Here is a 21,174-nt window from a genome sequence, read left to right as displayed (position 1 = left end):
TACCTCGGATGCAGTCAGGGCCGGGCACCCACACGGGATGCCCGGCCCTGGTCAGCCAGTTCAGTGACTCCTCGTCACTTCTCCTCAGCAACCTGCTCGGCCGCATCCGCTGCCTCGCCGGCCTCGGCAGCGAGCTCCTCGGCCTCGTTAGCCTTCGCAAGATCGCCTTCCTCACGAGCCTCCTCGGCACGCTCGGCGGCAGCCTCGGCGGCTTCCTCGGCCTCGGCGGCAACCTGAGACGCGGCGGCCTTTTCAGCCGTCTTCTCCGCGGCCTTCACAACGGCCTTCTTCTCGACCTTCTCCATGACGAGCTCGATGCGCATCAGGGGGGCGTTGTCACCCTTGCGGTTTCCCACGCGAATGAGGCGGGTGTAGCCGCCGGCGCGCTCGGAATCCATCGCGGGAACGAGCTCCTCGAAGAGGATCGCGACGATCCCCTTGTTCGGGATCTTCTTCAGGACCGTGCGACGAGCGTGCTGATCGCCGCGCTTGGCCTTGGTGATGAGCTTCTCGACGTAGGGGCGCAGCAGCTTGGCCTTCGCCTCCGTGGTCGTGAGGCCGCGGTGTTCGATGAGCTGAGCCGCCAGGTTCGACAGAATCAGCTTCTGGTGTGCCGGGCTTCCGCCCAGACGAGCACCCTTCTTGGGGGTGGGCATGAGTTTCTCCTACGGATTCAATGCGTCCATCGGACGCACGGGGTCAGATGGACTGGTCGTCCGAAAAGATCGCGGCGGACTCCGAATCACCGAAGCTCGGCATCACCGAGTCCTTCAGCGTCATACCGAGAGCCGCCAGGGACTCCTTGATCTCTTCGATCGACTTGGTGCCGAAGTTGCGGATGTCGAGCAGGTCGGCTTCCGAGTGAGCAACCAGCTCGCCGACGGTCAGGATGCCGCGACGACGCAGCGCGTTGTACGAACGCGACTGCAGGTTGAGGTTCTCGATCGGGAGAGCCAGATCGGCCGCGAGGGTCGCATCGGTGGTGGACGGTCCCACCTCAATGCCCTCCGCTTCCTCGTTGAGCTCGCGCATGAGGCCGAAGAGCTCCACCAGCGTCTTGCCGGCCGAGGCCAGGGCGTCGCGCGGGGTGATCGCCGGCTTGGTCTCCACGTCAATGACGAGGCGATCAAAGTCTGTGCGCTGCTCAACACGCGTCGCCTCAACCTTGTAGGTCACCTTGACGACGGGCGAGTAGATCGAATCGATCGGGATACGCGAGATCTCGGCCTGCGGATCCTTGTTCTGAGCGGCCGACACGTAGCCTCGGCCACGCTCGACGGTCAGCTCGATCTCCAGCTTGCCCTTCTCGTTGAGGGTGGCCAGATGAAGATCGGGGTTGTGGATCTCCACACCCGCGGGAGGCGTGATGTCGCCGGCGAGAACCTCACCGGGACCGGCCTTGCGCAGGTACATGACGACAGGCTCGTCATTCTCGCTGGACAGGACGATCTGCTTGATGTTCAGGATGATCTCGGCGACATCTTCCTTCACGCCTTCGATCGTGCGGAACTCGTGGGGAACGCCATCGATGCGGATGGACGTCACCGCTGCACCCGGAATCGAGGACAGGAGGGTACGACGCAGGGAGTTACCCAGCGTGTAGCCGAACCCGGGCTCGAGGGGCTCCAGAGTGAAACGGGAGCGCAGGTCGCTGACCTTTTCTTCGGTCAGGATGGGTCGCTCTGCAATGAGCACGTCTATTCCTTTCTGACCGGTGCCCGCTATATGACACCGGGTATGGGAACCTGCGAGAGCAGGCTAAGGGAGTGTGAACCGTGAGGTTCAGACGTGGGGAGGGCAGCGCCCTCCCGTCCACAAGTCAGCCGCGGCGGCGCTTCGGCGGGCGAGTGCCGTTGAAGGCCTGAGGGGTGACGTCCTGGATCGAACCGATCTCGAGGCCGGCGGCCTGCAGGGAACGGATCGCGGTCTCGCGGCCGGAGCCGGGACCCTTCACGAAGACGTCAACCTTCTTCATGCCGTGCTCCTGGGCGCGACGAGCCGCCGCCTCGGCCGCGAGCTGGGCGGCGAACGGCGTGGACTTACGCGACCCCTTGAAGCCAACCTGGCCGGAGGACGCCCAGGCGACAACCGCGCCCGTGGGATCCGTGAGGGAGACGATGGTGTTGTTGAACGTCGACTTGATGTAGGCGTGGCCGTTGGTGACGTTCTTCGAAATCTTGCGACGCGGCTTGCGGGCACCGCCCGAGCGCGAGGTCTTTGCTGCTGCCATTTCTGGTTCAGTTCCTTCTTGTCGCGGAGAGCTGCCCGAGGGGGCATACCCTCCTGGGCCTTACTTGGCCTTCTTCTTGCCTGCAACGGTGCGCTTGGGGCCCTTGCGGGTACGCGCGTTGGTCTTGGTGCGCTGACCGTGGACCGGCAGGCCACGACGGTGGCGAAGGCCCTGGTACGAACCGATTTCGATCTTGCGACGAATGTCAGCCTGAACCTCGCGGCGAAGGTCACCCTCAACCTTGAAGTTTGCCTCAATGTAGTCACGAAGCTTGACGAGTTCCTCTTCCGTCGCGTCCTTGACGCGGGTATCCGGGCTGACGCCGGTGGCGGCGAGGGTCTCTGCCGCGCGCGTGCGGCCGACTCCGTAGATGTATGTGAGCGCGATCTCGAGCCGCTTCTCGCGGGGGAGGTCGACGCCGGCAATACGTGCCATGGTGATGTTGCTCCAGTTGTTCATCGGAGGTCGTCATCGCTCAGTCCGGGCGAGCAGCCCGGCCTCGGCCTCCGAACCGAGGGTCGTCCCACGCTGGGACGCTGAGAGTGATGCTGTGGGGCACGGTGCCCCGCGGGTCGCAGCGGGCCTCAGCCCTGACGCTGCTTGTGCCTGGGGTTGTCGCAGATGACCATGACGTTGCCGTGGCGACGAATCACCTTGCACTTGTCACAGATCTTCTTGACACTCGGCTTGACCTTCATGGTTGTTACCTCCACTGCCCGGCGGGCAGTTTGTGTCGGGTCACTTGTAGCGGTAGACGATACGGCCTCGAGAAAGGTCGTAGGGGCTCAGCTCGACGACAACTCGATCCTCGGGCAGGATGCGGATGTAGTGCTGACGCATCTTCCCCGCAATGTGGCCGAGAACCACGTGGCCATTCTTCAGTTCCACGCGGAACATCGCGTTAGGCAGGGCCTCAACGACCGTGCCTTCCATCTCAATGACGCCGTCCTTCTTCGCCATATCCTCCGTTTATCCTCTACATGTCTCGGATAGCTTGCGGCGGATGCCGCCGGACGTGGTTGCGCCTGCAAGCAACGCAGATACGCCCAAGGGACTACTCTACGGCATCGGCCGGTCCGCACGGTAGTTGGAGAGCCTGTCGACTCGCTCACGTTCAATCGGTCACATTTTTGTTGCCGCTTCGCGAGTTTCTTGCAGTAACGGCCCGAGCGTGCCACCTCCGAGTACGGGACGAGGCCGCGAGCCAATGACGCCGGTGGGCCCGAAACCTCTTCGGTTTCGGGCCCACCGGCAGCATCATTCAGTCGAGGCCGACAGGAGTCACCCCGTACGGCGCGAGCCCAGCGGCTCCGCCGTCGCGGGCCGTCAGAACACTGACCCCGTCCTCCGTGATGGCGATCGAATGCTCCCAATGGGCGGCATCACGACCGTCCGCCGTGCGGACCGTCCACTCGTCGTCATCGGTGATCGACGCGATATCGCCGCGCACGAGCATCGGTTCGACGGCGAGGACCATGCCGGGCTTGAGGCGCGCCTGAATCCCGCGCACCCGGTAGTTGAGGACGTCGGGAGGCATGTGCATGCTCGTCCCGATGCCATGACCGACGAACTCCTCGACAATACCGGCTTCCCAGCCGTTGATCTCCCCGTGGTGGGCAACGACCTCTTCGACGGCCGAGCCGACCGCGCTGATCCGCTTGCCGGTCGCGAGTGCCGCGAGGGCGGACCAGAGCGATTCGCGGGTGAGGGCATTGAGCTGACGGCGCTCACGCAACACGTTTTCATCCACGCCCGGCAGGGAACCCGACGCTCGCACTCCGCTGGCGAAATCCTCGTCGGAAACGAAGGGCTCGCCGACAATCACGGAGAAGGCCGCGTCGCCGTGCCATTGCCTGCCGCGACGTTCAACGTAGGCGCCGCAGTCGAAGGAGACGATGTCACCTGCGGCAAGCTCCGTGTCACCCGGAATGCCATGAACGATCACGTCGTTGACGGAAATGCACACCGTTGCGGGATAGTCGTAGTAGCCCAGGAAGTTCGAGGTGGCACCCGAATCCGCAATGGCCGCGGCACTCACCTCGTCAAGCTCACGGGTGGTGATGCCCGGAGCGACGGCGGCGCGAAGCGCCTCGTGTATGGAGACGACCACTAGGCCCGCCTCGCGCATCCAGCGCAGCTCCTCCGCGCTCTTGAGTTCGATGCGAGCCATTGTTACTTCGAGGCCACCGAATCCAGGATGGCGAAGATGCGGGCCGTCACCTCATCGATCGAGCCGGTTCCGTCGACGACCTCCAGGAGATCCTGGTCCACGTAGTACGTGGCCACGGGCAGCGTCTGCTGGTGGTAGACCTCGAGGCGGTGGCGCATGACCGGCTCGGTGTCGTCCGTGCGATGCTGCTCCTGCGCCCTCTTGAGCATGCGTTCGACGACCTCGTCCTCGTCGACCTGAATCTCCAGGACCACATCGATCGACGTGCCGAGATCGAGGAGCATGTCTCGCAGAACGTGCGCCTGCTCGACCGAGCGCGGGTAGCCATCCAGCAGGAAGCCGTTGGCGGTGTCTGGGGCGGCCAGGCGAGCCTTCACCATCGTGTTCGTTACCGAATCGGGCACGAACTCTCCGCGGTCCATGTACGCCTGGGCCTGCTTGCCGATCTCGGTTCCTTCCGCCATGTTCGCGCGGAAGATGTCACCGGTCGAGATGGCGGGGATGTCGAGGCGCTCCGCGATGCGCGAAGCCTGCGTTCCCTTGCCTGCTCCGGGAGGGCCGAGGAGGATGACGACTGTCATTTGAGGAATCCTTCGTAGTGATGCTGCTGCAGCTGGGTGTTGATTTCCTTCACCGTCTGCAGGCCGACGCCGATGATGATGAGCAATGTCGTGCCACCAAAGGGCATCTGCGAGCTCGACAGCTTCAGCGGGATGATTGCCAGCGACGGCAGCAGCGCGATGATCACGAGGTAGAGCGCCCCGGCGGAGGTGATCCGGTTAATCACGTAGCGCAGGTACTCAGCCGTGGGGCGTCCCGCACGGTAGCCCGGGATGAAGCCCCCGTACTTCTTCATGTTGTCGGCTACCTCGTCCGGGTTGAACGTGATGGCCGTGTAGAAGAACGTGAAGAAGAGCGTGAACAGGGCGTAGATGGTCAGGTAGAACGAGCTGCCCTGCGTGAAGTGTTCCGAGATCCACTGCACCCATCTGTCGTTGGTCTTGCCGAACTGGGCAACCATGGGGGGCAAAGCCAGGATCGAGGAGGCGAAGATGACGGGGATGACGCCCGACATGTTGATCTTCAGCGGGATGTAAGTCGTTGTTCCGCCATACTGGCGCCTGCCGATCATGCGCTTGGCGTACTGGACGGGAATGCGGCGCTGCGCCTGCTCGACGTAGACAACGGCGAGCGCGACCACCAGGAGCAGGGCGACGATGGCGGCGACCGATGCCCACTTGCCGGACTGTCCGATGGACAGCAGCTGCTCGGGCAGGCGCGCCGCAATCGAGGTGAAGATCAGCAGCGACATGCCGTTGCCGATGCCGCGTTCAGTGATGAGTTCACCCAGCCACATGATGACGCCCGTGCCTGCCATCATGACGATGATCATCATGATGAACGTAACGATCGAGCGATCCTTGATGACTCCTTCGGAACACGACTGGAAGAGCTGACCGCTGCGCGCCAGGGAGACCGTGGTCGTGGCCTGCAGAACACCCAGGCCGATCGTCAGGTAACGGGTGTACTGCGTGAGCCTCGCCTGACCGGTCTGGCCTTCCTTGTGCAGATCATCGAACCTGGGGATCACGACGCGCAGCAGCTGAATGATGATCGAGGCCGTGATGTAGGGCATGATGCCCAGGGCGAAGATCGACAGCTGCAGCAGCGCGCCACCCGAAAAGAGGTTCACGAGGTCCAGAAGCGACGCCTGGGACTCCTGCGCCATACAGCGCTGCACGGCCTGCGAATCGACGCCCGGCGTGGGAATGAATGATCCCAGCCGGAACGCGGCCATGATGAACAGGGTGAAGAGTAGCTTCCGACGCAGGTCGGGGGTACGGAACGCCTGGGCAAATGCACCGAGCAAGGCTTCCTCCTACGGGTGATGGCAAGCGGGGCGAGGCCCCTAGACTGATCCAGCTTACCCGACACGGGTAGCGGTTGGCGATATCCAATCATTAAAGTGTCACGCTCACGCCCGCCTAGTGTCTCGGCGTAAGTGACCCCGCAACGGGGCGCGGTAGCCGCCGCGACACAGCACTATGGTGCCGCGTCGCGCCGACGGAGCAGACAGGTAACGGGGGTGGCCCCTTCGTGGGACCACCCCCGCCCAGCATCAGCGAGCCGAAATCGACCCGCCGGCGGCAGTAATCTTCGCCTCGGCGGAGGACGACCAGGAGTCGACCTCAACCTCGAGCTTGACGCTGAGTTCGCCGGTTCCGAGGACCTTGACGGGCGCGGAATCGCGAACGGCGTGCTTGGCGATGAGGTCCTCGACCGTGACCTTGCCGCCCTCGGGAAAGAGCTCCCCGAGCTTGCCAACGTTCACGACCTGGTACTCAACGCGGAAGGGATTCTTGAAGCCGCGAAGCTTCGGCAGACGCATGTGGATCGGCATCTGGCCACCCTCGAAGCCGGCGGCAACCTGGTAGCGGGCCTTGGTGCCCTTGGTACCGCGGCCGGCGGTCTTGCCCTTCGAGCCTTCACCGCGACCCACGCGGGTCTTCGCGGTCTTGGCTCCGGGGGCAGGACGCAGGTGGTGCAGCTTAACGATCTGCGTCTTGTTCGTGGAGTCCGCCATTGTCAGTCGACCTCCTCAGCGGTCACCAGGTGACGCACGGTGCGAACGGCACCGAGGACGGTGTCGGTCTGCTCGCGCACGACGCTCTGGCCGATCTTGCGCAGCCCGAGGGTGCGCAGCGTATCCTTCATGTTCTGCTTGGCGTGAGCAGAGGACTTCACCAGCGTGATCTTGATGTTCTTCGCCATCACTTAGCCTCCCCTGCAGCGGCCTTGTCGGCCTCGGCGGCCTCGGCAGCCGCGCGCTTCTCTGCCTCACCCTCTGCGCGAGCGCGCAGCATGGATGCGGGAGCAACGCGCTCGAGGGGCAGACCGCGACGAGCGGCGACAGCCTCGGGCTGCTCGAGCTGCTTCAGAGCGTCAACCGTCGCGTGGACGATGTTGATCGCGTTGGACGAGCCCAGCGACTTCGTGAGCACGTCGTGGACGCCCGCGGCTTCCAGGACCGCGCGCACCGGGCCGCCGGCGATAACGCCGGTACCGGGGGCAGCCGGACGCAGGAGGACGACACCTGCGGTGTCGCGACCCTGCACCACGTGCGTGATCGTGCGGCGGATCATCGGGACGCGGAAGAAGTTCTTCTTCGCCTCCTCGACACCCTTGGAGATGGCCTGGGGAACTTCCTTGGCCTTTCCGTAGCCGACACCCACCGTGCCTTCGCCGTCACCCACGACAACCAGGGCGGTGAAGGAGAAGCGGCGTCCGCCCTTCACGACCTTGGAGACGCGGTTGATCGTCACGACGCGCTCGATGTACTCGTTCTTGTTCTCGTTGTTCCGGCGGTTGTCGCGATCGTTGCCGCGGCCGGAGCGGCGCTCACGGCGATCGTTGTTCTCGCCCGCGCCCGAACCGTTCCTGTCTCGCTGCTGTGCAGCCATCAGATGATCTCTCTTTCTTTCGGCTCGTTCACAGCTCGAGCCCGCCCTCACGGGCGGCCTCGGCAACGGCCGCAACGCGACCTGCGTACTTGTTACCACCGCGGTCGAAGACGACGGCGCAGATTCCTGCGGCCTTCGCGCGCTCGGCGATCAGGGCGCCGACCTTGCGGGCCTTGTCGGTCTTCGTGCCCTCGGAACCGGCCAGGTCCGCTTCGATGTCGGAGGCCGACACCAGCGTGTGACCCACCGTATCGTCGATGACCTGCGCCACCATGTGGCGGTTCGAACGGGTGACGACCAGACGGGGACGCTCGGGCGTGCCGTTGATCTTCTTGCGGAGGCGGAGGTGACGGCGCTTGCGAGCGACGAACTTGCCCTTGCCCTTGATCGAGTAAGCCATCACTTACCAGCCTTTCCGACCTTGCGACGGATGGTCTCGCCCACGTAGTGGATGCCCTTGCCCTTGTAGGGTTCCGGCTTCTTCAGCTTGCGGATCCGGGCAGCCGTCTCGCCGACGAGCTGCTTGTCGATGCCGGACACCGTGAACAGCGTCTGAGACTTCGGGGCGATCGTGAACTCGATGCCCTCGGGCGGCGTAATGGTAATCGTGTGGGAGAAGCCCAGGGAGAACTCCAGGTCCTTACCCTTGGCGACCACGCGGTAACCGGTGCCCGTGATCTCGAGATCCTTCTTGTAGCCCTCGGTCACACCGACGATCATGTTGGCGATCAGCGTGCGGGAGAGCCCGTGAAGCGAACGCGCGGTGCGCTCGTCGTTCGGACGCTCGACGACGACCTGACCGTCCTCGACCTTGGCGGTGATCGGCTCGGCCACGACGTGGCTCAGGGTGCCCTTGGGGCCCTTCACGGTCACGTTCTGTCCGTCGATCGCGACGTCAACGCCGGCCGGGATTGCGATGGGGTTCTTACCAATTCGCGACATTGTTCAGCCTCCTCATCACCAGATGTAGGCGAGGACTTCCCCACCCACACCCTTCTCGGCTGCCTGGCGGTCGGTGAGCAGGCCGGAGGACGTGGACAGGATCGCCACGCCGAGGCCGCCGCGGACCTTGGGCAGGTTGGTGGACTTGGCGTACACGCGCAGACCGGGCTTGGACACGCGCTTGAGCCCCTGGATCGCGGCCTCGCGGTGCGAGCCGTACTTCAGGTTGATCGTCAGGGTCTTGCCCACGCGGGCATCCTCGACGGTGGTCGAGGCAATGTAGCCTTCCTCGACCAGGATGTTCGCAATCGCGTTCTTGAGCTTGGAGTACGGCATCGAAACCGCATCGTGGTGCGCACGATTCGCGTTGCGCAGACGCGTCAGCATATCTGCAATCGGGTCTGTCATTGTCATGGGGGTTTATTCCCCTTCCTCGTCGCGGTTTCTCCGGTTGCCCGGGACCTGCGACGTTCGTTTTACCAGCTGCTCTTGGTGACACCGGGGAGTTCGCCGCGGTGGGCGAGCTCGCGCAGGCACACGCGGCACAGTCCGAACTTGCGGTACACCGAGTGCGGACGTCCGCAACGGTTGCACCGGGTGTAGGCACGCACGCCGAACTTCGGCTTGCGGGCAGCCTTGACCTTTAGGGATGTCTTGGCCATGGGTCAGTCCTCCTTGAACGGGAAGCCGAGGTGACGCAGAAGGGCGCGACCCTCTTCGTCATTGGTGGCCGAGGTGACAACCGTGATGTCCATGCCGCGCACTCGGTCGATCGAGTCCTGGTCGATCTCGTGGAACATCGACTGCTCCGTGAGACCGAAGGTGTAGTTGCCGTGACCGTCGAACTGCCTGGAGGACAGTCCGCGGAAGTCACGGATGCGGGGAAGCGCCGTCGACAGGAGGCGGTCCAGGAACTCCCACATGCGATCGCCGCGAAGCGTGACGTGGGCGCCGATCGCCTGACCTTCGCGCAGCTTGAACTGCGCGATGGACTTCTTGGCGCGGGTGGTCACGGGCTTCTGGCCGGTGATCGCGGTGAGGTCGCGGATAGCGCCCTCAAGTGCCTTCGAGTCGCGAGCGGCCTCGCCGACACCCATGTTGACGACAATCTTCGTCAGTCCGCCGACCTGCATGACGTTCTCGTGCTTGAACTCCGCACGGAGCGCCTCGCGGATCTCGGAGACGTACTTTTCCTTCAGACGCGGGGCCATGCTCAGATCTCCTTGCCCTGCTCAACGCCGCGCTTGGCGCCGCCGCGAGTCACGCGAACTCGCACGGTACGGGTGCGGCCACCGCGCTCGACGGTATCCTCGCGGAAACCGACGCGAACGCGCTTCTTGGTCTCGGGGTCGACCAGAGCGACCTTGGACAGGGAGATGGGGGCCTCGATGGTCTCGATGCCGCCGGCGCTGCCCTGCTGGCCCTGGCGCACGTGGCGAGTCTTCAGGTTGACACCCTCGACGAGGACCTTGCCCTCCTCGGGGAACACCTGGATAACGCGGCCCTGCTTGCCCTTGTCGCCGGGCTTCAAAGGCTCGAGGCCCTCTTCGGCGCGGCGGGCGTTGCGCTTGGCCAGCGCCTTCTCGTCACACGTGCGTCCGCGAACGACCTCAACGAGGTCATTCTTGCGAATCTTGGCTGCCATGGATCAGATCACCTCCGGAGCGAGGGAGACGATGCGCATGAACTTCTTCTCGCGCAGCTCGCGGCCCACGGGACCGAAGATGCGCGTGCCACGCGGCTCGCCATTGTTGTTGATGATGACGGCCGCATTCTCGTCGAAACGAATGTAGGAACCGTCGGGGCGGCGGGTTTCCTTACGCGTGCGAACGATCACTGCCTTGACGACTTCGCCCTTCTTGACGTTGCCGCCGGGAATGGCGTCCTTCACGGTGGCGACGATCGTGTCGCCGATACCCGCGTAGCGCCGACCCGAGCCACCGAGAACACGGATGGTCAGGATCTCCTTGGCCCCTGTGTTGTCGGCGACCTTCAGTCGCGACTCCTGCTGGATCATTTTCTATTGACTCCTGTCGTCGTGCCGGTTCTCTTCCGGATTGTCCCGGTCGAGCCTTGCCGAACGGATTTCGGTCTGTGAGCGAAGGTCACTTCGCCTTTTCGAGGATCTCCACAACGCGCCAGCGCTTGGTGGCCGACAGCGGGCGGGTCTCCATGATGAGGACGAGATCGCCGACGCCGCACTCGTTGTGCTCGTCGTGAACCTTGACCTTCTTGTTCTTGCGCATGACCTTGCCGTAGAGGGCGTGCTTGACGCGGTCCTCGATTCGCACGACAACGGTCTTGTCCATCTTGTCGCTGACGACGTAGCCGCGACGGACCTTACGCTCACTGCGAGCGGTGGTTTCTGCCATCAGGCTCACTCCTCAGTGTTCGGGGCGGTGCGGTAGCCGAGCTCCCGCTCACGCGCGATGGTGTAGATCCGGGCAATGTCGCGGCGCACGGTCTTCATGCGACCGTGATCCTCGAGGTTGCCGATGGCCTGCGCAAAACGCAGGTTGAACAGCTCTGCCTTGGCCTTCTCGAGCTCCTTGGACAGCTGGGAGTTGTCCATGGCATCGAGCTGATCGGTGGTCAGACCCTTATCTGCCATCAGATGTCACCACCCTCTCGGACCACGAAGCGGGTCTTGATAGGAAGCTTGTGCTGGGCACGGCTGAGGGCCTCGCGAGCGAGCTCCTCGGGCACGCCTGCCAGCTCGAACATGACGCGTCCGGGCTTGACGGGGGCAACCCACCATTCCGGTGCACCCTTACCGGAACCCATTCGTGTTTCGGCGGGCTTCTTGGTCAGAGGACGGTCCGGGAAGATGTTGATCCAGACCTTACCGCCACGCTTGATGTGGCGGGTGACGGCGATACGGGCCGCCTCAATCTGACGGTTGGTGATGTACGCACTCTCCAAGGCCTGGATGCCGTAGTCGCCGAACGCGAGTTCGGTGCCACCGGAGGCGAAGCCAGTGCGGTGAGGACGGTGCTGCTTGCGGTACTTAGTCCGACGGGGAATGAGCATGGGGCTCAGGCCTCCGTTCCGGTTGTGGACGCAGCGGCCTCGGAGGCCTGAGCCTCACGGGGGGCCTGCTGCGAAGCGGTCTCCTGGTTGGGGCGTCCGCCGCGGCGGGGGCCACGGCGACCATCGCGACGGCCGCCACGCTGGGCGTGCTCGGCCTGCTGGCGAGCGAACTCGCGCTCGGTCAGGTCACCCTTGTAGATCCACACCTTGACGCCGATGCGACCGAAGGTCGTACGGGCCTCGTGGAATCCGTAGTCGATGTTCGCGCGCAGGGTGTGCAGCGGCACGCGGCCCTCGCGGTAGAACTCGGAACGGGACATTTCCGCGCCGCCCAGACGACCCGACACCTGGACACGAATGCCCTTGGCGCCGGCGCGCTGAGCCGACTGAATGCCCTTGCGCATCGCACGACGGAAGGACACGCGAGCAGCGAGCTGCTCCGCGATGCCCTGGGCGACGAGCTGCGCTTCGAGATCGGGGTTCTTCACCTCGAGGATGTTGAGCTGGACCTGCTTGCCCGTCAGCTTCTCGAGCTGCACGCGCAGGCGGTCGGCCTCGGCTCCGCGGCGACCGATCACGATGCCCGGGCGAGCGGTATGCAGGTCGACGCGAACGCGGTCGCGCGTGCGCTCAATGCTCACCTCGGCGATGCCGGCGCGCTCGAGGTTGTCGGTCAAGAACTTGCGGATCGCGACGTCTTCGGCCACGTAGTCCGCGTAGCGCTGTCCCTTGGTGGTGGAGTCGGAGAACCAACGAGACCGGTGGTCCGTGGTGATTCCCAGACGGAACCCGCGGGGATTGACCTTCTGGCCCATGTCAGCGGTCTCCCTTCTTCTTGTCTTCCTTGGTCCCCACCACGATGGTGATGTGGGAGGTGCGCTTGAGGATGCGACCGGCGCGTCCCTGAGCACGGGGACGAATACGCTTCATGGTCGGACCCTCGTCCACGTAAGCCTCCAGGATGAGCAGGTCGGCCTCGTTGAAGGTTTCGCCGGCGTTCTCCGCCTTGACCTTCGAGTTGGCGACGGCGCTCAGGAGCACCTTGCGGACATCGGTGGCGACGGCCTGCGGAGCGAACCGCAGAATGTCGGCGGCCTCCAGAACGCCCTTGCCGCGAACCTCGTTCACAACGCGACGGGACTTCTGGGGCGTGACGCGGATGAAACGCGCCTGCGCCTTGGCTTCCATGTATATGCCTCTTCTTCCGTGGGGTCGGCTCAGCGCCGACGTCCCTTACGATCGTCCTTGTCGTGGCTGCGGAAGGTACGCGTGGGAGCGAACTCTCCGAGCTTGTGGCCCACCATCGACTCGGTGACGAAAACGGGCACATGCTTACGGCCGTCGTGGACGGCGATGGTCAGGCCCAGGAAGTCCGGGGTGATGACCGAGCGACGCGACCAGGTCTTGATGACGTTCTTCGAGCCGGATTCGTTCGCGGCGTCGACCTTCTTGAGCAGGTGGTCGTCGACGAACGGGCCCTTCTTCAAACTACGCGGCATTTCAATCGACTCCTACTCAGCGGTTCTTGCCGGTCTTGCGACGGCGGACGATCAAACGATCGGACGCCTTCTTCGGACGACGCGTACGGCCCTCGGGCTTGCCCCAAGGCGACACGGGGTGACGACCACCGGAGGTGCGGCCCTCGCCGCCACCGTGCGGGTGATCGACCGGGTTCATGACAACGCCACGCACGTGCGGACGCTTGCCCTTCCAGCGCATGCGACCGGCCTTGCCCCAGTTGATGTTCGACTGCTCGGCATTGCCGACCTCGCCGATCGTCGCGCGGCAGGTGGCCTCGACGTTGCGGATCTCGCCGGAGGGCATACGCAGCTGGGCGAAGCGACCCTCCTTGGCGACGAGCTGCACGGAGGTGCCGGCGCTGCGAGCGATCTTCGCGCCACCGCCCGGGTAGAGCTCAACGGCGTGCACAACGGTACCCAGGGGAATGTTGCGCAGCTGCAGCGAGTTACCGGGCTTAATGTCGGCGCCGACGCCGGCCTCGATCTGATCGCCCTGCTTCAGGCCGGTCGGAGCGAGGATGTAGCGCTTCTCGCCATCCGCGTAGTGCAGGAGAGCGATGCGGGCGGTGCGGTTGGGGTCGTACTCAATGTGCGCGACCGTCGCCGGGACGCCGTCCTTGTCGTGACGACGGAAGTCGATCACGCGGTACTGGCGCTTGTGACCGCCGCCACGGTGACGGGAGGTCACGCGACCGTTGTTGTTACGGCCACCGGTCTTGTGCAGCGGGCGCAGCAGCGACTTCTCGGGCGTGTCGCGGGTGATCTCGACAAAGTCAGAGACGGACGAGAAGCGACGGCCCGGGGTCGTGGGCTTGTACTTGCGAATTCCCATTGTTCAAATGTCCCTTCGGTCCTCAGGCCTGATCGCCGAAGATGTCGATGGTGCCCTCACGCACGGTGACGATGGCACGCTTGACGTCCTTGCGCTTACCGATCCCGCCTCGGGTGCGGTAGGTCTTGCCCTTGCGGTTCTGGGTCGCGATGGAACCGATCTTGACGCCGAAGATGCGCTCCAGGGCGATCTTGATCTCGGTCTTGTTCGCGCGGGGGTCAACCTCGAAGGTGTACTTGCCCAGGTCCATCAGGGCGAGCGACTTCTCGGTGGTGACCGGCTTCAGGATGATGTCGCGGGGGTTCTTGCCCGCTTCGATCGAGCTCACTTGGTCTCCTCCTTGGTACCGAGGAAGGACTCAAGGGCGGCCTGCGTGAAGACGATGTCGTCGGCGTCCAGGACGTCGTACGTGTTCAGCTGGTCGGCCCACAGGACGTGAACCTCGGGAACGTTGCGCAGGGACAGCGCGGTCAGTTCGTTGCCGCGCTCGAGGACGACGAGAGCCTGGCGGTCCTCGACGATCGCGCGCAGTGCGGCGAGAGCGGCCTTGGTCGAGGGCTTCTCGCCTTCGAACAGGGCGGTGACGACGTGGATGCGGTCGGCGCGCGCACGATCGGACAGAGCGGAGCGCAGGGCGCCCTGCTTCATCTTCTTGGGGGTGCGCTGGTCATAGTCACGCGGCTGGGGCCCATGAACGATGCCGCCGCCGGTGAAGTGCGGTGCACGGATCGAGCCCTGACGAGCGTTGCCCGTGCCCTTCTGGCGGAACGGCTTCTTGCCGCCGCCGGCAACCTGGCCGCGGGTCTTCGTCGCGTGTGTGCCCTGGCGGGCGGCCGCAAGCTGAGCGACGACGACCTGGTGCATCAGCGGAATGTTGGTGGGAACGTCAAAGATGGAGCCGGGCAGGCTCACCGAGCCGACCTTCTTGCCCGTCAGGTCGATGACGTCGACGTTACGATCGTCAGCCATGATCACGCACCCTTCACGGAGGAGCGAACCAGGACCACGCCGTTCTTGGGACCCGGGATGGCGCCGCTGATGAGCAGCAGGCCCTTCTCGGCGTCCACGGCCTGGATCGTCAGGTTCTGGACAGTACGACGGTTGCCGCCCATGCGGCCGGCCATCCGCAGGCCCTTGAAGATGCGACCGGGGGTCGCGCATGCGCCGATCGAACCGGGCTTGCGGTGGTTGCGGTGCGCGCCGTGGGAGGCGGACACGCCGGCGAAGCCGTGACGCTTCATGACGCCGGCGAAACCCTTGCCCTTGGTGGTGCCGGAAACGTCGACGGACTGGCCAGCCTCGAAGGCGGTGGCGTCAAGTTCCTGGCCCAGCTCGTAGGAGTCGTGCTCGGACGTACGGACCTCGGCGAGGTGGCGACGGGGGGCGACCCCGGCCTTCTCGAAGTGGCCCAGCAGGGGCTTGGTGACCTTGCGGGAGTCGATCTCACCGAAGCCAAGCTGGATTGCGGAGTAGCCGTCAACCTCAACGGTGCGAACCTGGGTGACGACGTTGGTGCCGACCTGCACGACAGTCAGGGGCACGAGGTGGCCGTCGGCGTCCCATACCTGGGTCATGCCGATCTTGCGGCCGAGCAGCGCCTTCATGGGCGCGGCAGCGTGCTGCTTCTTGTTAGTCATTGCAGATGTCCTCAGAGCTTGATCTCGATGTTGACGTCCGCAGGCAGGTCGAGGCGCATGAGCGAATCGACGGCCTTGGGGGTCGGATCGATGATGTCGATGAGCCGCTTGTGCGTGCGCATTTCAAAGTGCTCGCGGCTGTCCTTGTACTTGTGGGGCGACCGGATGACAACGAAAACGTTCTTCTCGGTCGGCAGCGGCACCGGGCCCACGACCGTGGCGCCCGCACGCTGTACGGTGTCCACGATCTTGCGCGCGGAGCTGTCGATGACCTCGTGGTCATACGACTTGAGCCGGATGCGGATCTTCTGTCCCGCCATGCCGTCTTACCTCTTCTCGTACAGATTCGCCGCCGGTCCCCGCACTCGGGCGTGTCGCAGCCGTTGTGCTCGCGATCGCTCGCGACGGACCGACGTCTTGTCCAAAGATCTTGGGCATATTGCCCGATCCATGCGCGATGGCACGCATGGACCACCCCAGAGACGCTGGGGCAACCGTGCCATTCTGTCAGAGTTCCACCCGCGAGTACAAACCGGAACGGGAACTCTCGCATGTGAAACCACCGACAGAGTGGCGATGGTGCCGATCTCGGCCACGCTGAGCGGCGCCGACCGTCACCAGGAAACTACCGTACCCCGCACTCGGGCGTGTCGCAACCCGTTGTTCGTCACAACCGTCGGTTGTACACCGCGGTGCGGAATCACCGCTTCGCGGGACGCTTGATTCGCGCGCACCGCGGCCTCGCGCGAGGCACGTATATCGTCGGCGAGGACCGGCGCCCCACTCGCCCACGCGCCGCTTGCGTGGCACGCCACGTCGCGTGAATAGCGAGGGACCCCGCCTCCTGACGGAAGCGGGGTCCCCGATGCCGCTGGATCAGCAGCGAATCGTTGCTAAAACTCGCTCAGCGGTTGATTCACTTGATGATCTTGGTGACGCGACCGGAACCAACGGTGCGGCCACCTTCACGGATGGCGAAGCCAAGGCCGGGCTCCATGGCGATGGGCTGGATCAGCTCAACGGAGATCTCGGTGGTGTCGCCAGGCATGACCATGTCAGTGCCCTCGGGGAGGGTGATGACGCCGGTCACGTCCGTGGTACGGAAGTAGAACTGCGGACGGTAGTTCGAGAAGAAGGGGTTGTGGCGGCCACCCTCTTCCTTCTTGAGGATGTAGACCTGGCCCTCGAACTCGGTGTGGGGCGTGATGGAGCCGGGAACGGCCACGACCTGGCCACGCTCGACCTCGTCGCGCTTGGTGCCGCGGAGGAGCAGACCACAGTTCTCGCCGGCCCAGGCCTCGTCCATGGACTTGTGGAACATCTCGATACCGGTAACCGTGGTCTTCTGGGGCTCACGGATACCGAGGATCTCGACCTCGGAGTTGATGGGCAGCTTGCCACGCTCAACACGACCGGTGACGACCGTGCCACGACCGGTGATCGTGAAGACGTCCTCAATGGGCATGAGGAAGGGCTTGTCCATGTCGCGCTCGGGGGTGGGGATGTAGGAATCCACCGCGTCCATGAGCTCCTCGATCTTGGCAACCCACTCCGGGTCGCCCTCGAGGGCCTTCAGAGCGGACACCTGGATGATCGGGGCGTCGCGATCGAAGTCCTGGGACTCCAGCAGGTCGCGGCACTCTTCCTCAACCAGCTCCATCATTTCCTCGTCGTCGACCATGTCAGCCTTGTTGAGGGCGATGAGGATCGTGGGAACGCCAACCTGGCGGGCGAGCAGGACGTGCTCGCGGGTCTGAGCCATGGGGCCGTCGGTGGCGGCGACCACGAGGATCGCGCCGTCCATCTGGGCAGCGCCGGTGATCATGTTCTTGACGTAGTCGGCGTGGCCGGGGGCGTCAACGTGCGCGTAGTGACGCGCCTCGGTCTGGTACTCAACGTGGGAGACGTTGATCGTGATGCCACGGTCGCGCTCCTCGGGAGCGTTGTCGACCTGATCGAAGGGGGTGAACTCGTTGAGATCGGGGTACTTGTCGTGCAGCACCTTGGTGATTGCTGCCGTCAGCGTCGTCTTGCCGTGGTCAACGTGACCAATCGTGCCGATGTTGACGTGCGGCTTGGTGCGCTCAAACTTGGCCTTCGCCACTTGTGTCCTCCTGGACTCGGGTAGATATTCTCAGCCTACGGCTAGGTGTCACTTTAACACCCATGGGGCTAGAGACCTACTGGGTTTACTTGTGTGTGAGGCGGCTCGCAGGGCGGGTCACCCTGCCCCGCGAGCCCCCGGTGGGACTCAGTTGCCCCGAGACTTGCCGACGATCTCATCCGCGACGGCGCGCGGAACCTCGGCGTAGCTGTCGAACTCCATGGAGTAGACAGCGCGGCCCTGCGTCTTGGAGCGCAGGTCGCCAACGTAGCCGAACATCTCGGACAGCGGCACCTGAGCCTTGACGACGCGCACGCCGTGCTGCTCATCCATTGACGAGATCTGGCCACGGCGAGAATTGAGGTCGCCGATCACATCGCCCATGTACTCCTCGGGAGTACGAACCTCGACGGCCATGATCGGCTCGAGGAGGACGGGGTTGGCCTTCTTGGCCGCTTCCTTCAGGGCCATCGAGCCAGCCACCTTGAACGCCATTTCGGAGGAGTCAACCTCATGGTAGGCGCCGTCGAGGAGCGTGGCCTTGATGTCGACCATCGGGTAGCCGGCCAGAACGCCGGACTGCATGGCATCCTTGATGCCCGCATCAACCGAGGGGATGTACTCGCGCGGAACACGGCCACCGGTGACCTTGTCCTCGAACATGTATTCTTCCTCGGAGTCGGCCGGAAGCGGCTCGAGCGCGATGATGACGCGCGCGAACTGACCGGAACCACCGGTCTGCTTCTTGTGCGTGTACTCGTACTTCTCGACCGTCTTGCGAATGGTCTCGCGGTAGGCAACCATCGGGTTACCGACGTTGGCCTCGACCTTGAACTCACGACGCATACGATCGACGATGATGTCCAGGTGAAGCTCACCCATGCCACCGATGATCGTCTGGCCGGTCTCGGCGTCGAGCTCGACGGTGAACGTCGGGTCCTCTTCCGCCAGCTTCTGGATGGCGACGCCCATCTTCTCCTGATCGGCCTTCGACTTGGGCTCGACGGCGACCTGGATAACGGGGGCGGGGAACGTCATCGACTCCAGCACGATTGGCTTGTCCATCGCGCACAGCGTGTCGCCGGTCGTGGTGTCCTTCAGGCCGATCACCGCGTAGATGTGGCCAGCGTGCGCCACGTCGACGGGGTTCTCCTTGTTGGAGTGCATCTGGAAGATCTTGCCGATGCGTTCCTTCTTGCCCTTGGTCGAGTTGAGGACCTGGGAGCCGGACTCGACCTTACCGGAGTACACACGAATGAAGGTGAGCTTGCCGTAGAAGGGGTGAGCGGCGATCTTAAACGCCAGAGCGGAGAAGGGCTCGTTCTCGTCGGGCTTACGAACTTCAGTTTCTTCCTCGGTCTCAGAACCGGGGAGGAAGCCGCGAACGTCGCCGATGTCGAGCGGGGAGGGCAGGAAGTCCACGACGGCGTCGAGGACGGGCTGCACACCCATGTTGCGCAGAGCGGTACCGCAGTAGACGGGGAAGGCACGCGAGGAGATGGTCAGAAGGCGGATGCCTTCCTTGATCTGCTCGATCGTGAGCTCGCCGTTCTCCAGGTAGGCCTCGGTCAGCTCGTCGGAGCCCTCGGCCGCGGCCTCAACGAGCGCCTCACGGTACTCTTCAGCCTTTTCCTGGTACTCGGCGGGAATCGGGCCGCGCTCGACGATGGAGCCGAGCGTGTCGTTGCCCTTGTCGTCCTTGGCCGGGTAGGTCAGGGCCTCCATGGTCAGCAGGTCGATGTTGCCGACGAAGTCGTTCTCGGCGCCCATCGGGATCTGCATGACGATCGGGGTCGCGTGCAGGCGGTCGCGGATGGTGCCAACCGAGAAGTAGAAGTCGGCGCCCATCTTGTCCATCTTGTTGATGAAGCAGATACGCGGAACGTCGTACTTGTCGGCCTGACGCCACACGGTCTCGGACTGGGGCTCAACGCCCTCCTTGCCGTCGAACACGGCGACGGCGCCGTCGAGGACGCGCAGGGAGCGCTCAACCTCGACGGTGAAGTCAACGTGACCGGGGGTGTCGATGATGTTGATCTGGTTACCGTTCCAGAAAGAGGTAACGGCGGCGGACGTAATCGTGATGCCGCGTTCCTTTTCCTGTTCCATCCAGTCGGTGGTCGAGGCGCCGTCGTGCGTCTCGCCGATCTTGTAGTTGATGCCCGTGTAGAACAGGATTCGTTCGGTCACGGTCGTCTTGCCGGCATCGATGTGAGCCATGATGCCAATGTTGCGGACCTTGTTGAGATCCGTCAGCACCTCTAGTGCCACGAGTGTGGTTCCTTCGTTCGAAGTAATGGGTGTGAAAGCTGCGTGAGACGAGGCCCGGTTGCCCAGGCCTCGTCTTTACATCACCAGCGGTAGTGCGCGAAGGCGCGGTTGGACTCAGCCATCTTGTGCATGTCCTCACGGCGCTTCACAGCGGCACCGAGGCCGTTGGAGGCGTCGAGGATCTCGTTGGCGAGACGCTCGGTCATGGTCTTCTCGCGGCGCTGACGCGAGAAGTCGACCAGCCAGCGCAGGGCCAGCGTCGTGGCGCGCGCGGGGCGAACCTCGACGGGGACCTGGTAGGTCGCGCCACCGACGCGGCGGGAGCGGACCTCGAGGGCCGGGCGGATGTTCTCGAGGGCGCGCTTGAGCACGGAGACGGGATCCTGCTCGGTGCGCTCGCGAACGGTTTCGAGGGCGCCGTAGACGATGCGCTCGGCGACGGTCTTCTTGCCGTCGAGGAGAACGCGGTTGACCAGCTGGGTCACGACCTTGGAGCCGTAGACCGGGTCATCGACGAGGGGGCGACGGGGAGCGGGGCCCTTACGAGGCATTACTTCTTCTCCTTCTTCGCGCCGTAACGGGAACGAGCCTGCTGACGGCCGCGGACACCCTGGGTGTCGAGCGAGCCGCGGACGATGCGGTAGCGCACGCCGGGCAGGTCCTTCACACGACCACCGCGCACAAGCACGATCGAGTGCTCCTGCAGGTTGTGGCCCTCACCGGGGATGTACGCGGTGACTTCGATGCCGGACGATAGGCGCACGCGGGCGACCTTTCGCAGAGCCGAGTTCGGCTTCTTCGGCGTGGTGGTGTACACGCGGGTGCACACGCCGCGACGCTGGGGGGAGCCCTTCAGCGCGGGGGTCTTCACCTTCGCGCGCTTCGAGACACGTCCCTTGCGGACGAGCTGCTGAATGGTAGGCACTGGGTCTCCAGTTTCTTTCCGTCGGCGGCCTCCCCTCACTTCGAGGGGCGGC

Annotated in this window: 34 protein-coding genes; all 34 read right to left on the bottom strand. The window is 64.3% G+C overall.

Annotated elements, in window-relative coordinates; translation table 11 throughout:
- Window positions 1–74: 74 nt before the first annotated feature.
- On the bottom strand, window positions 75–656 hold the full coding sequence (gene rplQ / locus HMPREF9006_RS08680; RefSeq protein WP_009213219.1) for a 50S ribosomal protein L17: 582 nt from the start codon (window positions 654–656) through the stop codon (window positions 75–77).
- 43 nt (window positions 657–699) lie between these two features.
- Window positions 700–1,695: a DNA-directed RNA polymerase subunit alpha gene (locus tag HMPREF9006_RS08675; protein ID WP_009054765.1), complete on the bottom strand. Its 996-nt coding sequence runs from the start codon at window positions 1,693–1,695 to the stop codon at window positions 700–702.
- Window positions 1,696–1,819: 124 nt separating this feature from the next.
- Window positions 1,820–2,230: a 30S ribosomal protein S11 gene (rpsK, locus tag HMPREF9006_RS08670; RefSeq protein ID WP_003790556.1), complete on the bottom strand. Its 411-nt coding sequence runs from the start codon at window positions 2,228–2,230 to the stop codon at window positions 1,820–1,822.
- Between the two features lie 60 nt (window positions 2,231–2,290).
- Entirely contained in the window at window positions 2,291–2,665 is a 375-nt protein-coding gene (rpsM, locus tag HMPREF9006_RS08665; RefSeq protein WP_005872704.1) for a 30S ribosomal protein S13, read from the bottom strand.
- Window positions 2,666–2,814: 149 nt separating this feature from the next.
- Window positions 2,815–2,928 (bottom strand): 50S ribosomal protein L36, encoded by a 114-nt coding sequence (gene rpmJ, locus HMPREF9006_RS08660; RefSeq protein WP_003790577.1) that lies wholly within the window; start codon window positions 2,926–2,928, stop codon window positions 2,815–2,817.
- Between the two features lie 40 nt (window positions 2,929–2,968).
- Window positions 2,969–3,190 (bottom strand): translation initiation factor IF-1, encoded by a 222-nt coding sequence (gene infA / locus HMPREF9006_RS08655; protein WP_003790580.1) that lies wholly within the window; start codon window positions 3,188–3,190, stop codon window positions 2,969–2,971.
- Window positions 3,191–3,491: 301 nt separating this feature from the next.
- Window positions 3,492–4,400 carry a type I methionyl aminopeptidase gene (locus HMPREF9006_RS08650; RefSeq protein WP_009213218.1) on the bottom strand — a complete coding sequence of 303 codons (909 nt, stop codon included), beginning with the start codon at window positions 4,398–4,400 and terminating at the stop codon, window positions 3,492–3,494.
- A gap of 2 nt (window positions 4,401–4,402) precedes the next feature.
- Window positions 4,403–4,981 (bottom strand): adenylate kinase, encoded by a 579-nt coding sequence (locus HMPREF9006_RS08645; protein ID WP_009213217.1) that lies wholly within the window; start codon window positions 4,979–4,981, stop codon window positions 4,403–4,405.
- Window positions 4,978–6,270 carry a preprotein translocase subunit SecY gene (gene secY / locus HMPREF9006_RS08640; protein WP_009213216.1) on the bottom strand — a complete coding sequence of 431 codons (1,293 nt, stop codon included), beginning with the start codon at window positions 6,268–6,270 and terminating at the stop codon, window positions 4,978–4,980. Before secY ends, HMPREF9006_RS08645 begins: the two co-directional genes overlap by 4 nt.
- A 249-nt stretch (window positions 6,271–6,519) precedes the next feature.
- A complete protein-coding gene (rplO, locus tag HMPREF9006_RS08635; protein ID WP_003790587.1) occupies window positions 6,520–6,984 on the bottom strand; it encodes a 50S ribosomal protein L15 in 465 nt (154 codons plus the stop codon).
- 2 nt (window positions 6,985–6,986) lie between these two features.
- Window positions 6,987–7,172, bottom strand: a complete 186-nt coding sequence (gene rpmD / locus HMPREF9006_RS08630) for a 50S ribosomal protein L30 (protein ID WP_009213215.1) — start codon at window positions 7,170–7,172, stop codon at window positions 6,987–6,989.
- Window positions 7,172–7,861, bottom strand: a complete 690-nt coding sequence (gene rpsE / locus HMPREF9006_RS08625; protein WP_003790589.1) for a 30S ribosomal protein S5 — start codon at window positions 7,859–7,861, stop codon at window positions 7,172–7,174. The genes rpmD and rpsE overlap by 1 nt, the downstream gene beginning before the upstream one ends.
- 28 nt (window positions 7,862–7,889) lie before the next feature.
- Window positions 7,890–8,261: a 50S ribosomal protein L18 gene (gene rplR / locus HMPREF9006_RS08620; protein WP_034231588.1), complete on the bottom strand. Its 372-nt coding sequence runs from the start codon at window positions 8,259–8,261 to the stop codon at window positions 7,890–7,892.
- Complete coding sequence (gene rplF, locus HMPREF9006_RS08615) at window positions 8,261–8,803, bottom strand: 50S ribosomal protein L6 (protein ID WP_009213213.1); 543 nt, start codon at window positions 8,801–8,803, stop codon at window positions 8,261–8,263. Before rplF ends, rplR begins: the two co-directional genes overlap by 1 nt.
- Window positions 8,804–8,818: 15 nt before the next feature.
- Entirely contained in the window at window positions 8,819–9,217 is a 399-nt protein-coding gene (rpsH, locus tag HMPREF9006_RS08610) for a 30S ribosomal protein S8 (protein WP_009213212.1), read from the bottom strand.
- 62 nt (window positions 9,218–9,279) lie between these two features.
- A complete protein-coding gene (locus HMPREF9006_RS08605) occupies window positions 9,280–9,465 on the bottom strand; it encodes a type Z 30S ribosomal protein S14 (RefSeq protein ID WP_003790603.1) in 186 nt (61 codons plus the stop codon).
- A gap of 3 nt (window positions 9,466–9,468) precedes the next feature.
- A complete protein-coding gene (gene rplE, locus HMPREF9006_RS08600; RefSeq protein ID WP_009213211.1) occupies window positions 9,469–10,014 on the bottom strand; it encodes a 50S ribosomal protein L5 in 546 nt (181 codons plus the stop codon).
- A gap of 2 nt (window positions 10,015–10,016) precedes the next feature.
- A complete protein-coding gene (gene rplX / locus HMPREF9006_RS08595) occupies window positions 10,017–10,448 on the bottom strand; it encodes a 50S ribosomal protein L24 (RefSeq protein WP_009213210.1) in 432 nt (143 codons plus the stop codon).
- A gap of 3 nt (window positions 10,449–10,451) precedes the next feature.
- Entirely contained in the window at window positions 10,452–10,820 is a 369-nt protein-coding gene (rplN, locus tag HMPREF9006_RS08590; RefSeq protein ID WP_009213209.1) for a 50S ribosomal protein L14, read from the bottom strand.
- 88 nt (window positions 10,821–10,908) lie between these two features.
- Complete coding sequence (rpsQ, locus tag HMPREF9006_RS08585) at window positions 10,909–11,175, bottom strand: 30S ribosomal protein S17 (protein WP_009213208.1); 267 nt, start codon at window positions 11,173–11,175, stop codon at window positions 10,909–10,911.
- Between the two features lie 5 nt (window positions 11,176–11,180).
- Window positions 11,181–11,414: a 50S ribosomal protein L29 gene (gene rpmC / locus HMPREF9006_RS08580; protein WP_009213207.1), complete on the bottom strand. Its 234-nt coding sequence runs from the start codon at window positions 11,412–11,414 to the stop codon at window positions 11,181–11,183.
- On the bottom strand, window positions 11,414–11,833 hold the full coding sequence (gene rplP / locus HMPREF9006_RS08575; protein WP_009058543.1) for a 50S ribosomal protein L16: 420 nt from the start codon (window positions 11,831–11,833) through the stop codon (window positions 11,414–11,416). Before rplP ends, rpmC begins: the two co-directional genes overlap by 1 nt.
- A gap of 5 nt (window positions 11,834–11,838) precedes the next feature.
- Window positions 11,839–12,648, bottom strand: a complete 810-nt coding sequence (rpsC, locus tag HMPREF9006_RS08570) for a 30S ribosomal protein S3 (RefSeq protein WP_009213206.1) — start codon at window positions 12,646–12,648, stop codon at window positions 11,839–11,841.
- A 1-nt stretch (window position 12,649) separates the two neighbouring features.
- Entirely contained in the window at window positions 12,650–13,021 is a 372-nt protein-coding gene (gene rplV / locus HMPREF9006_RS08565; RefSeq protein ID WP_009213205.1) for a 50S ribosomal protein L22, read from the bottom strand.
- 29 nt (window positions 13,022–13,050) lie between these two features.
- Window positions 13,051–13,332: a 30S ribosomal protein S19 gene (gene rpsS, locus HMPREF9006_RS08560; RefSeq protein WP_003790621.1), complete on the bottom strand. Its 282-nt coding sequence runs from the start codon at window positions 13,330–13,332 to the stop codon at window positions 13,051–13,053.
- Window positions 13,333–13,348: 16 nt separating this feature from the next.
- Window positions 13,349–14,185 (bottom strand): 50S ribosomal protein L2, encoded by an 837-nt coding sequence (gene rplB / locus HMPREF9006_RS08555; RefSeq protein ID WP_009054709.1) that lies wholly within the window; start codon window positions 14,183–14,185, stop codon window positions 13,349–13,351.
- Between the two features lie 22 nt (window positions 14,186–14,207).
- Entirely contained in the window at window positions 14,208–14,513 is a 306-nt protein-coding gene (rplW, locus tag HMPREF9006_RS08550; RefSeq protein WP_009213204.1) for a 50S ribosomal protein L23, read from the bottom strand.
- On the bottom strand, window positions 14,510–15,154 hold the full coding sequence (gene rplD, locus HMPREF9006_RS08545; RefSeq protein WP_034232362.1) for a 50S ribosomal protein L4: 645 nt from the start codon (window positions 15,152–15,154) through the stop codon (window positions 14,510–14,512). The genes rplW and rplD overlap by 4 nt, the downstream gene beginning before the upstream one ends.
- A gap of 2 nt (window positions 15,155–15,156) precedes the next feature.
- A complete protein-coding gene (rplC, locus tag HMPREF9006_RS08540; RefSeq protein WP_009213202.1) occupies window positions 15,157–15,822 on the bottom strand; it encodes a 50S ribosomal protein L3 in 666 nt (221 codons plus the stop codon).
- Window positions 15,823–15,833: 11 nt separating this feature from the next.
- On the bottom strand, window positions 15,834–16,142 hold the full coding sequence (rpsJ, locus tag HMPREF9006_RS08535) for a 30S ribosomal protein S10 (protein ID WP_003790631.1): 309 nt from the start codon (window positions 16,140–16,142) through the stop codon (window positions 15,834–15,836).
- A gap of 596 nt (window positions 16,143–16,738) precedes the next feature.
- Entirely contained in the window at window positions 16,739–17,926 is a 1,188-nt protein-coding gene (gene tuf, locus HMPREF9006_RS08530; RefSeq protein ID WP_009213201.1) for an elongation factor Tu, read from the bottom strand.
- Between the two features lie 147 nt (window positions 17,927–18,073).
- The gene (fusA, locus tag HMPREF9006_RS08525; RefSeq protein ID WP_009213200.1) at window positions 18,074–20,197 is read right to left on the bottom strand and encodes an elongation factor G; all 2,124 of its coding nucleotides are present in this window, start codon (window positions 20,195–20,197) and stop codon (window positions 18,074–18,076) included.
- 80 nt (window positions 20,198–20,277) lie between these two features.
- On the bottom strand, window positions 20,278–20,748 hold the full coding sequence (gene rpsG / locus HMPREF9006_RS08520) for a 30S ribosomal protein S7 (RefSeq protein WP_009213199.1): 471 nt from the start codon (window positions 20,746–20,748) through the stop codon (window positions 20,278–20,280).
- A complete protein-coding gene (rpsL, locus tag HMPREF9006_RS08515; RefSeq protein ID WP_003790639.1) occupies window positions 20,748–21,122 on the bottom strand; it encodes a 30S ribosomal protein S12 in 375 nt (124 codons plus the stop codon). The genes rpsG and rpsL overlap by 1 nt, the downstream gene beginning before the upstream one ends.
- Window positions 21,123–21,174: the final 52 nt, after the last annotated feature.

The organism is Actinomyces sp. oral taxon 180 str. F0310 (assembly GCF_000185285.1).
GTDB lineage: Bacteria > Actinomycetota > Actinomycetes > Actinomycetales > Actinomycetaceae > Pauljensenia.
This window is presented reverse-complemented; position numbering and strand designations above follow the sequence as displayed.